This window comes from Pseudomonas sp. MLB6B, assembly GCF_054508135.1.
Map to the genome: position 1 here is coordinate 810,687 of NZ_CP199313.1, position 12,575 is coordinate 823,261.

Annotated in this window: 11 protein-coding genes; 4 read left to right on the top strand and 7 right to left on the bottom strand. The window is 63.2% G+C overall.

The features are described 5' to 3' along the window. Position 1 precedes the first annotated feature (1 nt). Positions 2-901, bottom strand: a complete 900-nt coding sequence (locus ACSMEV_RS03490) for a homocysteine S-methyltransferase family protein (protein WP_459207269.1) — start codon at positions 899-901, stop codon at positions 2-4. 105 nt (positions 902-1,006) lie between these two features. Between ACSMEV_RS03490 and ACSMEV_RS03495 the strand changes: the two genes are divergently transcribed. Both ACSMEV_RS03495 and ACSMEV_RS03500 read left to right on the top strand, forming a co-directional pair. Then, entirely contained in the window at positions 1,007-1,828 is an 822-nt protein-coding gene (locus ACSMEV_RS03495; protein ID WP_459207270.1) for an ABC transporter substrate-binding protein, read from the top strand. Continuing rightward, positions 1,825-2,646 (top strand): amino acid ABC transporter permease, encoded by an 822-nt coding sequence (locus ACSMEV_RS03500; protein ID WP_459207271.1) that lies wholly within the window; start codon positions 1,825-1,827, stop codon positions 2,644-2,646. Before ACSMEV_RS03495 ends, ACSMEV_RS03500 begins: the two co-directional genes overlap by 4 nt. A gap of 12 nt (positions 2,647-2,658) precedes the next feature. Here ACSMEV_RS03500 and ACSMEV_RS03505 read toward each other — a convergent pair whose 3' ends face one another. From ACSMEV_RS03505 to ACSMEV_RS03520, 4 genes are all read right to left on the bottom strand, one after another. After that, entirely contained in the window at positions 2,659-2,937 is a 279-nt protein-coding gene (locus tag ACSMEV_RS03505) for a helix-turn-helix domain-containing protein (protein WP_459207272.1), read from the bottom strand. Further along, positions 2,934-4,259, bottom strand: a complete 1,326-nt coding sequence (locus tag ACSMEV_RS03510) for a type II toxin-antitoxin system HipA family toxin (RefSeq protein ID WP_459207273.1) — start codon at positions 4,257-4,259, stop codon at positions 2,934-2,936. The genes ACSMEV_RS03505 and ACSMEV_RS03510 overlap by 4 nt, the downstream gene beginning before the upstream one ends. Positions 4,260-4,469: 210 nt before the next feature. Then, on the bottom strand, positions 4,470-6,278 hold the full coding sequence (gene oadA / locus ACSMEV_RS03515; protein WP_459207274.1) for a sodium-extruding oxaloacetate decarboxylase subunit alpha: 1,809 nt from the start codon (positions 6,276-6,278) through the stop codon (positions 4,470-4,472). A 94-nt stretch (positions 6,279-6,372) separates the two neighbouring features. Beyond that, positions 6,373-7,788 carry an acetyl-CoA carboxylase biotin carboxylase subunit gene (locus tag ACSMEV_RS03520; RefSeq protein ID WP_296266995.1) on the bottom strand — a complete coding sequence of 472 codons (1,416 nt, stop codon included), beginning with the start codon at positions 7,786-7,788 and terminating at the stop codon, positions 6,373-6,375. A 188-nt stretch (positions 7,789-7,976) separates the two neighbouring features. Between ACSMEV_RS03520 and ACSMEV_RS03525 the strand changes: the two genes are divergently transcribed. Further along, entirely contained in the window at positions 7,977-8,936 is a 960-nt protein-coding gene (locus ACSMEV_RS03525; RefSeq protein WP_459207275.1) for a LysR family transcriptional regulator, read from the top strand. Here ACSMEV_RS03525 and ACSMEV_RS03530 read toward each other — a convergent pair. Continuing rightward, positions 8,881-9,096: a PA3496 family putative envelope integrity protein gene (locus ACSMEV_RS03530; RefSeq protein WP_459207276.1), complete on the bottom strand. Its 216-nt coding sequence runs from the start codon at positions 9,094-9,096 to the stop codon at positions 8,881-8,883. The genes ACSMEV_RS03525 and ACSMEV_RS03530 overlap by 56 nt on opposite strands. A 126-nt stretch (positions 9,097-9,222) precedes the next feature. Continuing rightward, positions 9,223-10,089 (bottom strand): transcriptional regulator HexR, encoded by an 867-nt coding sequence (hexR, locus tag ACSMEV_RS03535; protein ID WP_313738493.1) that lies wholly within the window; start codon positions 10,087-10,089, stop codon positions 9,223-9,225. 214 nt (positions 10,090-10,303) lie between these two features. Between hexR and uvrD the strand changes: the two genes are divergently transcribed. Then, positions 10,304-12,487: a DNA helicase II gene (uvrD, locus tag ACSMEV_RS03540; protein WP_459207277.1), complete on the top strand. Its 2,184-nt coding sequence runs from the start codon at positions 10,304-10,306 to the stop codon at positions 12,485-12,487. The last annotated feature ends 88 nt before the right edge of the window (positions 12,488-12,575 follow it).

A 12,575-nucleotide genomic window follows, 5' to 3' on the forward strand; every position in this document is an offset into this window, starting at 1 on the left:
TTCAGCGCAGGTTGGCTTTGAGCTGGGCGATGTGCTCGGGGCCGATGCCGCAGCAGCCGCCCAGCAGGCTGGCGCCGCGGGTGCGCCAGTCTTGGGTCCAGCGCAGATAGCCGGGAGGGTCGAGGTCGTCGCGCAGTTCGTCCAGGCCATCGTTGGCCGTGGCGTCCTTGGGCTGCGGCGGGAAGGCGTTGGCGTAGGCGCCGATGGCGATTTCCACCCCCAAGCGCTCGAACACCGCCTTGGCCGCATCGATGGCCGCGCCGATGACTTCGGGCTGGCTGCAGTTGAACAGCAAGGTCTGCACGCCCAGCTCGGCCACCGCCTCGGCCGCTGCGCTGACCGGCTCGCCGGAGCGCAGACGCGGCGTCTCGTCGGTGTCTTCGTCCTGCAAGGTGAAGGAGACCCAAAACGGTTTGCCGTCTTGCGGCAGGCGCGCGCGGATGGCCTGCACCTCGGCGATGGCGCTCTGGGTCTCGGCCAGCCACAGGTCCACGTAGGGCGCCAGACCGCGCAGCAAAGGCGTCAGCACCTCGTCGACCCGCTCGGCGGTGTACAGGTCGGGACGGTAGGAGCCGAACAGCGGCGGCAGCGAGCCGCCCACGCGCACCGGCTGCGCGCCGATGTCGGCGGCAGCGCGGGCCAGTTGGCCTGCAGTCGCAGCCAGGGCCTGGCCTTCGGCGGCAAAACGCGCCTCACCGATGTGGAACGGCACCACGGCGTAGCTGTTGCTGGTGATGACGCTGGCGCCCGCTTCGATGTAAGCGCTATGGACCGCCACCACCGCTTCCGGCGCCTCGCTCAAGGCCAATGCCGACCACTCGGGCTGACGGAACGGTGCGCCACGGCGCTGGAGTTCGCGGCCCATGCCACCGTCGAGAATGATTAACGGACGTTCGCTCATATAATTTCCACTGCTATCGATATGAATAAAATTCACTAGTGACTTAATAGTTATAACTATTAAATATCGCCATTCGAATTTTTTAAAACTATTTCAGGTACATCCATGCGTTTTTCCGCCCTTCTGAGTGCAGGCCTGCTGGCCTTGAGCGTCGTGACCCAAGCCCACGCGGGCGAAACGCTGGAGCGGGTGGAATCGCGCAAGGAGCTGGTCAACGTGCTGATGGAGAGCTATCCGCCGTTTTCCTTCCTCAACGCACAGAACCAGCTGGACGGTTTCGACGTGGACGTCGCCAAGGCCGTGGCCGACAAGCTGGGCGTCAAGCTGCGCCTGGAAACGCCTTCCTGGGACGTGATCGCCGCCGGGCGCTGGAGCGGCCGCTACGACATCTGCATCTGTTCGATGACGCCGAGCAAGGCGCGCGCGCAGGTGTTCGACTTCCCGGTGGAGTATTACGCCTCGCCTGCGGTGATCGTGGTCAACGCCAAGGATGAGCGCATCCACTCGGCCAAGGACCTCAATGGCTTGAAAGTCGGCCTGACCAGCGCGTCGAGCTATGAAAGCTACCTGAACAAGAACCTGGTGATCGAAGGCGCCGAAGACAAGAAGATCGACTACCCCTTCGACATGGTGCAGATCGCCCCCTACGACACCGACAACGTGGCCTTCCAGGATCTGGGTCTGGGCGCAGGCGTGCGCCTGGACGCCATCCTCACCAACCTGGTCACCGCCCAGCCGCGCCTGAACCAGGACAAACGCTTTAAGCTGGCCGGTGCGCCGCTGTACGAAGAGCCCAATTCGGTGGCCATCGAAAAAGGCGACCCGGAGTGGGATGTCAAGGTGCGTGCGGTGTTCGCCGAACTCAAGGCCGACGGCACCTTGGCGCGCCTGTCGCAGAAGTGGATCGGTGCCGACATCAGTAAATGAGTAGCCATCGACCTGAATCGGGGCCTGGCACGCATGCGCCGGGCCCGCGCCTATTCGGCTTTCGCACGCGCCTGTACCTGACCTGGCTGGCCTTGCTGGCGCTGTTCGTGGGGTTCTTCCTCAGCTTCGACCTGCAGTTCGCGATCATCGTCGAGAAGTTTCCCAATCTGGCGGGCTTCAAGCTCGGACCCAACGGCTTCCTGCAAGGCGCAGCGCTGACACTGTTCCTGTGCCTGTGCTCGATCGTGGTGTCGGTGGCCCTGGGCTTCGCCGCAGCGCTGGCGCGCTTGTCGCGCAGTGCCGTGCTGCTGGGCGTCGCCAGCTTCTACACCTCGTTCTTCCGCGGTACGCCGCTGCTGATCCAGATCCTGCTGATCTACCTGGGCCTGCCGCAGATCGGCCTGGTGCCGGGCGCGATCAGCGCCGGCATCATCGCCCTGTCGCTGAATTACGGCGCCTACCTCAGCGAAATCTTCCGCGCCGGCATCATCGGCGTCGCCCAGGGTCAGCGCCAGGCCGCCCTCGCCTTGGGCATGCGCCCCAGCACGATCTTCTGGCACGTCACCCTGCCGCAAGCCATGCGCACCATCATTCCGCCCACGGCCAACCAGTTCATTTCCATGCTCAAGGACTCGTCGCTGGTGTCGGTGATGGGCGTGTGGGAAGTGATGTTCCTGGCGCAATCCTACGGCCGCTCCAGCTACCGCTACCTGGAAATGCTGACCACGGCGGCGGTGATCTACTGGCTGCTGTCGATTGCGCTGGAGCTGGTGCAGGCGCGGTTGGAGCGGCATTTCGGCAAGGGGTATCAGCGCTAGCCGGGCCCATGCTCACCCGAAGGTGCTCGTTCTGTTGACTACGCCCATCTGCAGACCGAAGGGTTTCAACACGGCGTTGAGCGACTTGAGCGTGGGGTTGCCTACGCCTTGCTCGATCTGTATCAGCGTACGCACCGAGATTTTGCACATACGGGCGAAGGGCTCTTGCTGCATCCCCGCCGCCCCTACCCGCAGGCGTCGTATGGCGGCGCCCAATTCCAGGCTGCCGTCGGCAATCCCTTCACGCACGCCATCGATCACCAGGCCGCGCGCGTCGATTGAAATGGTCATAGCAACTCCCATCGGCCCATGCGCCGCTGCAACTGGCCCAACCCGATTGCGGGATGGTTCATGACGGCATCGGGCAGTCCGAGATCCGACAGGATGTCTGGCAACGCCAACAGTCGGCGGGCGTCTTGACGTAACTGTTGGTAGGCCTGCTCGGGTTCTATCAAGCCACTCAGCGCCGAGCAGGCTGCGTGCCAATCGATGTCTCCTGCCCTCTCGATAGGTGCGGACCACTTTGTCGTCCGAGTCACGCCGTCGTCGTCCATGACCATTGGCGCCAGGTCATAAATAGGTGCAAGACGTATCGTGTCGCTAGTACGGATGATTGCTGTATTGCATCCATGGTTGTCGGAGTTGCCGAGCACCTTGTTGATGAGGTCTCGACGCAGATAATCAGAGATCAAGGCAGGCACCTGATCGGCCTGACCGGCTGCTTTCCATACCGCCACCAGCGTTTCGATGACCTCCAGATGACTCATTCGACTGCCAGGCTCGACCACGTCGCACAATGAATACACCGACTCGACAGCAAAGCGCTGTACACCTCGATCGGACACCTGACGGTCGAAGCGTTCCAGCCATAGGCTGGGCTTTTTGCCTTCTTCCAACGCCATGCGCTCGCTGGCTACCGTCTCGATGCCAAGCTTTTGCAGCGCCTGGTAGTACAAGTATTCGGCACGAAGAATGTCTTGATCGTTGGCCAACCCCTGGTGCCGTGCGAACTTGATGAACCAGTGACGGCGAGCCTGCTCATCTGCGAGCACGGCGTCTGGATAAAGGTGCCCGCTTTCGTCTTCGGTCATCAGCAATTTTGGTGCTTCGCCACCAGCACCTGTCGCGCCACCGATAGCTGCACCTTGCTCATAGGCATACTCGAGAAAACGCTGATCGCGGCTGACGACGTCTCCCCGGGAAAACCCTACGGATGCCGTCGTGTTCAACAGCTCCACCGACTCCTTGATACGCAGATTGCCAATGGGCGCGGGTGTTGAACGACCTAGAAGAAATAAGTCTTCGCCCAAATCCATCGGCCTTTCACGACCAATGTGTTTCAGCAGAAAACGTTTGGCTGCTCCTGCAGGTGCGATGTCGAACACAAACGCCGGCGCTCGTTGCGAACGACGAATCTCGAAACCTACGGGTAGGCGGGCGCTGACCGCCTGACAAAACATACTGTCATAGGCTTCAACCTTGCCTTTCACATAATCGGATAGGTATGCAAACTCGCACGGACCCGACAAATTGCTTGTGGGCTGTGCAAAACCAAGCCTGATAGCGTCATGCCATGCACCTTGGTCGTAGAGCTGTATGGTTAATCGATACATGGAAAGCCTGCAGTTCATTGCTGCCGGCAACGCCTACCGGCCGCTAGATGCAGCATAGTGCAGAATTTACGCCCGCAGTGAGCCAAAAATGTATTTAAATGCAGATTTAAGCCAGATCCTACGTAAATTCTGCATTAAATTGCACTAACCTGGATAAAAAAGGGGAGCTCTCGCTCCCCCCTCGTTGACTCTGCGTAGCTCAGGCTTCGATCACCCCTCCACCTCCACCAGAATTTCCCCCGGTGTCACCCGGTCACCCTTGGCCACATGGATGGCCACGACCTTGCCCGCGATCGGTGCTTGTACCTCGGTCTCCATCTTCATGGCCTCGGTGATCAACACCGCCTGGCCGGCCTTGACCGTGTCGCCTTCCTTGACCAGCACATCGACGATGTTGCCCGGCATGCTGGTGCTGACGTGGCCCGGCGCGCTGGCCTGCTTGCGCTTGCTGCCGCCGCCGCCGACGAACTCGTTGAGCGGCTCGAACACCACTTCTTCGGGCATGCCGTCGATGGACAGGTAGAAGTGGCGCTTGCCCTCGGCCTTCACGCCGACGCCGGTGATGTCGACGCGGTAGGTCTCGCCGTGCACGTCGATGACGAACTCGGTCGGCACGCCCTCGCCGCCTGGCGCGGCCACGGCGCCGGCTTCCGGGATCGGCAGCAGCACTTCGGGGGTGAGGGTGCCGGCTTCGCGCTCTTCGAGGAACTTGCGCCCGATGTCGGGGAACATGGCGAAGGTCAGCACGTCTTCTTCCGAGTGCGCCAAGGCGCCGATGTCGCCGCGCAGCTTGGCCATTTCCGGCTTGAGCAGGTCGGCCGGACGTACATCGATCACCTCTTCGCTGCCGATGGCCTGGCGCCGCAGGCTTTCGCTGACCACGCCCGGCGCCTTGCCGTAACCGCCCTGCAGGTACAGCTTCACCTCGTTGGTGATGGTCTTGTAGCGCTCGCCGGCCAGCACGTTGAAGAACGCCTGAGTGCCGACGATCTGCGAGGTCGGGGTCACCAGGGGCGGGAAGCCCAGGTCTTCGCGTACCCGCGGGATCTCAGCCAACACTTCGCCCATGCGGCTCAGCGCGCCCTGCTCCTTGAGCTGGTTGGCCAGGTTGGAAATCATCCCGCCAGGCACCTGGTTGACCTGCACGCGGGTGTCCACGGCGGTGAATTCGCTTTCGTACTGGTGGTACTTCTTGCGCACGGCGTAGAAGTACAGACCGATTTCCTGCAACAGCTCCAGGTCCAGGCCGGTGTCGTACTCGCTGCCTTTCAGGGCCGCGACCATCGACTCGGTGCCAGGGTGGCTGGTGCCCCAGGCGAAGCTGGAGATGGCGGTGTCGATGTGGTCGGCACCGTTCTCCACGGCCTTGAGCTGGCACATGGCGGCCAAGCCCGCAGTATCGTGGGAGTGGATGAACACCGGCAGCGACTGCTCGGCCTTCAGCGCCTTGACCAGCTCGCCGGTGGCGTAAGGGGTGAGCAGGCCGGCCATGTCCTTGATCGCGATCGAATCGCAGCCCATGGCTTCCATCTGCTTGGCCTGGGTGACGAAGGCCTCGATGGTGTGCACGGGGCTGACGGTGTAGGCGATGGTGCCTTGCGCATGCTTGCCGGCGGCCTTCACCGCTTCGATGGCCACGCGCAGGTTACGCACGTCGTTCATGGCGTCGAAGATGCGGAACACGTCGATGCCGTTGACCGCCGCCTTGGCCACGAAGGCCTTGACCACATCGTCGCTGTAGTGCCGGTAGCCGAGCAGGTTCTGCCCGCGCAGGAGCATTTGCAGGCGCGTGTTGGGCAGCGCGGCGCGCAGCTTGCGCAGGCGCTCCCACGGGTCTTCCTTGAGGAAGCGCACGCAGGCGTCGAAGGTGGCGCCGCCCCAGACTTCCAGCGACCAGTAGCCGACTTTGTCGAGCTTGTCGCAGATCGGCAGCATGTCTTCGGTGCGCATGCGCGTGGCCAGCAGCGACTGGTGGGCGTCGCGCAGGATGGTGTCGGTTACGTGGATCTTCTTGGACATTCTTATCTCCTTTGAGCGGCAGGTTTTCTAGCTGCAAGGGGCCGGTGAACGCGGACCGGCTTCGACCTGCGGCCAGGCGCATGCCGCTCGAATCTCATAGGCCTGCGTGGGCGGCGATGGCGGCGGCGATGGCCAGGGCCAACTCTTCGGGTTTGCGCTTGATCGAGTAGTTCGTCAGTTCGGGGTGGGCTTCGACGAAGCTGGTATTGAACTGGCCGCTGCGGAACTCCGGGTTGCGCAGGATTTCCTGGTAATACGCGGCGGTGGTCTTGACCCCCTGCACGCGCATGTCGTCCAGGGCACGCAGGCCGCGGTCCATGGCTTCTTCCCAGGTCAGCGCCCAGACCACCAGTTTCAGGCACATGGAGTCGTAGAACGGCGGAATGGTGTAGCCGGTGTAGATCGCCGTGTCGGTGCGCACGCCCGGCCCGCCGGGGGCGTAGTAGCGGGTGATCTTGCCGAAACTGGGCAGGAAGTTGTTCTTCGGGTCTTCGGCGTTGATGCGGAATTGCAAGGCGAAGCCGCGGTGGACGATGTCTTCCTGCTTGACCGACAGCGGCAGGCCCGAGGCGATGCGGATCTGCTCGCGAACGATGTCGATGCCGGTGATTTCTTCGGTGATGGTGTGTTCCACCTGCACGCGGGTGTTCATCTCCATGAAGTACACCTCGCCATCGGCGAGCAGAAACTCCACGGTGCCGGCGTTCTCGTAGTTCACCGCCTTGGCCGCGCGCACCGACAGGTCGCCGATGTAGGCGCGCTGCTCCGGGGTCAGCTGCGGGCTGGGGGCGATCTCGATGAGCTTCTGGTTGCGGCGCTGGATCGAGCAATCGCGCTCGAACAGGTGCACCACGTTGCCGAAGCTGTCGCCGAGGATCTGCGCCTCGATGTGCTTGGGGTTGACGATGCACTTTTCCAGAAACACTTCGGCCGAGCCGAAGGCCTTGGTGGCTTCGGAAATCACCCGGGGGAAGTTCTGCTCCAGCTCTTCGCGGCTGTTGCAGCGGCGGATGCCGCGCCCGCCACCGCCGGAGGTGGCCTTGAGCATCACCGGGTAGCCGATGCGCTCGCCTTCGCTCAGGGCCTCGTGGATGTCGGCCACGTTGCCTTCGGTGCCGGGGGTGACCGGTACTCCCGCCGCGATCATGGCGCGGCGCGCTTCGGTCTTGTCGCCCATGCGGCGAATGACCTCGGCGGCAGGGCCGATGAATTTGATGCCGCGCTCGGCGCAGATTTCCGCGAGCTCCGCGTTTTCCGAAAGGAAGCCGTATCCCGGATGCAGCGCGTCGCAGCCGGTCTCCACCGCCAGGTTCACCAGCTTGCGCGGATTCAGGTAACCGGCCAGGGGCTCGGCACCGATGCCATAGGCCTCGTCGGCACGCTTGACGTGCAAGGCATGGCGGTCGGCATCGGAATAGATCGCTACCGAGCGGATACCCATCTCGGCGCAGGCCCGCACGATGCGGACCGCAATTTCACCCCGGTTGGCGATCAGGATTTTTTTTATCACTTGGAGTCTTCCCAAAGCCGTGGAACGTAACGAGCCGCCTAGGCGCTCGACGCGTGACCAGATGTTTCAGCCGGTCGCGTCTGCAACGTAGCGCCGTGGGGCGATAAACAAAAATCAATATTTGTTAGGCCGTGCATTAGGCAAAGCTTATAGTCGCTGCACAATTCATGGCCCCAGGCTTGTATAAAATGCGTAAGTCATTGATGCGTATGACCTTGCGTCAACTGCAGATTTTCAATGAGGTGTGCGACCTGCGCTCTTATAGCCGCGCCGCCGAAGAAATGTCGCTGACTCAACCCGCCGTCAGCTTGCAGATTCGTCAGCTCGAAGAGCTGGTCGGGCAGCCGCTGTTCGAGTACGTCGGCAAGAAGCTCTACCTCACCGAGGCGGCCGAAGCCCTGCAACGCGCCAGCCGCGACATCTTTGGCCGCTTGGAAAGCCTCGATATGCAACTGTCGGACATGCAAGGCTCGCTGCAAGGCCAGTTGAAGCTGGCGATCGAGTCCAGCGCCAAATATTTCGTGCCGCACGTGTTCGCGGCTTTCAAACGGCGCAACCCCGAGGTCAATCTGACGCTGACGGTGGTCAACCGCGCACAGGCCATCCGACGCCTGTCGGACAACCGCGACGACCTGCTGATCATGTCGATGGTGCCCCAGGACATGGGCCTGGATTTCCTGCCCTTCTTGAACAACCCGATCGTCGCCGTGGCGCCCAACGACCATTCGTTGAGCCAACGCCAACAGCTGCGCTTGCAGGACCTGGAGCCCTATACCCTGCTGGTGCGCGAGCAGGGTTCTGGCACGCGCAAGGCCTGCGAGGAGTACTTCAAGGAAAAGCGCGTGCACTTCACCGACACGCTGGAGGTGGCCTCCGGCGAAGCGCAGCGCGAGTGCGTGGTGGCCGGGCTGGGCATCGCCCTGCTGACCCGCCATGCGGTAAGCCTGGAGCTGGCGCGGGGCCTGCTCACGGAGCTGGCGGTGGAGGAGTTGCCGTTGTACCGCAGCTGGTGCGTGGTGCAATCGAAGGCCAAGCGCCAGTCGCCGGTAGCCCTGGCCTTCGCGGCGTTCATTCGCGGCGAGCGGGCGCTGATCAGTGAGATTGTCGAGCGTTTCTCGGGGACGCCGCCGTCACCTGCCAAGGGCTGATCTCGGGCGAATCGGGGAAGTAGGCGATGTCGCGCAGCAGTTGTCGCTGGTCGCAGTAGCTTTCGATGGCGCGGCGGTACTCCATGCGGCGCTGGTCGCGTTCCTGCTGTTTGCGCGACTTGGCGTTGGGTTGGTACGAACCGTCTTGTTCACGAATCATGACCTGTCTCCCAGATTGAATACGGGAGTCCAGCCTGGCGGAGGGCCTTGACGGTTTGATGCCAGGCCGGTGACAGAATCGTGAAATTCGCCGCCTAAGCGGATTTTTGCGATCAGCCGCGTCGGCTCAATCTTCGGCCGTCTTGATCGACTTGGGCGACAGCCGCAGGCTGCGCAAGCTGCGCTTGACGCTCTTGAGGTGGTTGACCAGGCTCGGCCCGCGGGCCATGGCCACGCCCATGGCCAGCACGTCGATGACCACCAGGTGGGCGATGCGCGAGGTCAGCGGGGTATAGATTTCGGTGTCTTCGTGCACATCGATGGCCAGGTTGACCGTCGACAGCTCGGCCAGCGGCGTCTGGCTCGGACACAGGGTGATCAGGTTGGCGCCGGTTTCACGGACCAGGTTGGCGGTGATCAGCAGATCCTTGGAGCGGCCCGACTGGGAAATGCACACCGCGACGTCGCCAGGCTTGAGGGTGACCGCCGACATCGCCTGCATGTGCGGATCGGAATAGGCCGCCGCGCTGAGCAGCAGGCGGAAGAACTTGTGCTGGGCATCGGCCGCCACCGCGCCGGACGCGCCGAAGCCGTAGAACTCCACGCGCTGGGCCTGGGCCATGGCCTGCACGGCCCGCTCCAATGCTTCTGGGTCCAGGTGCTCGCGCACTTCCATGAGGGTGTGCAGGGTGGTGTCGAAGATCTTCAGGCTGTAGTCGGCGACCGAATCGTCTTCATGGATCGCGAACTGCCCGAAGCTGGCGCCCGCCGCCAGGCTCTGCGCCAGCTTGAGCTTGAGGTCCTGGAACCCGGTGCAACCAATCGCCCGACAGAAACGCACGATGGTCGGCTCGCTGATACCGACGCTGTGCGCCAGATCGGCCATCGAGCTGTGCATGACGGCGGCGGGGTCCAGCAGCACGTGGTCGGCGACCTTGAGCTCCGATTTACGCAGCAGATGGCGCGATTGGGTGATGTGTTGCAACAGATTCACGGGCGGGACTCGTAAAGGTTCGACAGGCAGAATGTAGCTTTCTTGTAGTTATACTACATGCCTGCCGAAGCGCCCAGTTAAACCCACCTGGCACTTTGTCCAGGCCCCGCAGGCTGCGCCCGCTGACCTCAGGCCGATCAACGGCTACCTCCTGCCGCGAATAATTCGCTTCCGGGCGTTTGCCCCGCCCCTGCCCCGGCCCTAGAATGGCCGGATGCCTAACGACGACCTCTCTCTGCTTCTCAACTCCCTCAACGACGCCCAGCGCCAGGCCGTAGCGGCCAAGGTCGGGCGGCAATTGGTGCTGGCCGGCGCCGGCTCCGGGAAAACCCGCGTGCTGGTGCATCGCATCGCCTGGCTGATCCAGGTCGAGCACGCCTCGCCGCATTCGATCCTGTCGGTGACCTTCACCAACAAGGCCGCCGCCGAAATGCGCCAGCGGATCGAACAGCTGATGGGCATCAACCCGGCCGGCATGTGGGTCGGCACCTTCCACGGCCTGGCCCACCGCCTGCTGCGCGCCCACTGGCAGGAAGCGCGCCTGGCGCAGAACTTCCAGATCCTCGACAGCGACGACCAGCAACGCCTGGTCAAGCGAGTGATGCGCGAACTGGGCCTGGAAGAGCAGAAATGGCCCGCGCGCCAAGCGCAGTGGTTCATCAACGGGCAGAAGGACGAAGGCCTGCGCCCGCAGCACATCCAGGCCGGCGGCGACCTGTTCCTGGCCACCATGCGCGAGGTCTACACCGCCTACGAGCTGGCCTGCGAGCGCGCCGGGGTCATCGACTTCGCCGAGCTGCTGCTGCGCGCCCTCGACCTGTGGCGCGACAACCCCAGCCTGCTGCAGCACTACCAGCGGCGCTTCCGCCATCTGCTGGTGGACGAGTTCCAGGACACCAACGCCGTGCAGTACGCATGGCTGCGCCTGCTGGCCAAAGGTGGCGACAGCCTCATGGCGGTGGGCGACGACGACCAGTCGATCTACGGCTGGCGCGGCGCCAAGATCGAGAACATCCACCAGTACACCGCCGATTTCCCCGATGCCGAGCTGATCCGCCTGGAGCAGAACTACCGCTCCACCGGCGGCATCCTCAAGGCCGCCAATGCCCTGATCGTCAACAACAGTGGGCGCCTTGGCAAAGAGCTGTGGACCGACATGGGCGAAGGCGAGCCGCTGACCCTGTACGCCGCCTACAACGAGCACGACGAAGCGCGCTACGTGGTCGAGACCATCGAGAGCATCATCAAGCAAGGCAGCAAGCGCAACGACATCGCCATCCTCTACCGTTCCAACGCCCAGTCGCGGGTGCTCGAAGAGGCGCTGCTGCGCGAGCGCATCCCCTACCGCATCTACGGCGGCCAGCGCTTCTTCGAGCGCGCCGAGATCAAGAACGCCATGGCCTACCTGCGCCTGCTCGAAGGCCGTGGCAACGACGCGGCGCTGGAGCGGGTGATCAACGTGCCGCCGCGCGGCATCGGCGAGAAGACCGTCGAGGCCATCCGCGAACACGCTCGCCACAGCCAGGTGTCGATGTGGGAAGCCATGTGCCAGCTGCTCGCCGGCAAGGGCCTCAAGGGCCGCGCGGCCAGCGCCCTGGGCGCCTTCATCGAGCTGCTCGAACAACTGGCGGCGAAAGTGGCCGACATGCCGCTGTACCTGATGACGCAAACGGTCATCGAGCAGTCCGGGCTGATCGTCTATCACCAGGAAGAGAAAGGTGAAAAGGGCCAGGCACGGGTGGAAAACCTCGAGGAACTGGTCAGCGCGGCACGCAACTTCGTGCCCGGCCCCGAAGACGCCGAACTCACCGAACTGTCGGCCTTCCTCGGCCATGCGTCGCTGGAAGCCGGCGACGCCCAGGCCGAAGAGCATGAAGACAGCGTGCAGCTGATGACCCTGCACAGCGCCAAGGGCCTGGAATTCCCCCATGTGTTCCTGGTGGGCCTGGAAGAAGGCCTGTTCCCGCACAAGATGAGCCTGGAAGAGCCGGGGCGCCTGGAAGAGGAACGCCGCCTGGCCTATGTGGGCATCACCCGGGCCATGCGCCAGCTGGTGATGACCTACGCCGAAACCCGCCGGTTGTATGGCAGCGAAACCTACAACAAGGTGTCGCGTTTCGTACGCGAAATTCCGCCTGGGCTGGTGCAGGAAGTGCGCCTGTCGAATTCGGTCAGCCGGCCCTTCGGCGCCACCGCCACGCCGGCCAGCAGCCTGTTCGCCAACGCCAGCATTCCGCAGACCGCCTTCACCCTGGGTCAGCGCGTGCAGCACTCGGTGTTCGGCGAGGGCGTCATCCTCAACTTCGAGGGTTCCGGGGCCCAGGCGCGGGTGCAGGTCAACTTCGACGAAGGCAGCAAATGGCTGATGCTGGGCTATGCCAAACTCGAACCGGTCTGATCGTATGACGGGGGCTAGGGAGTTTTCCTACGCCTCTGTCAGATTGGCCCTTCACAGATTTAGGCAAAAGCTCGTAACACTCCGACGC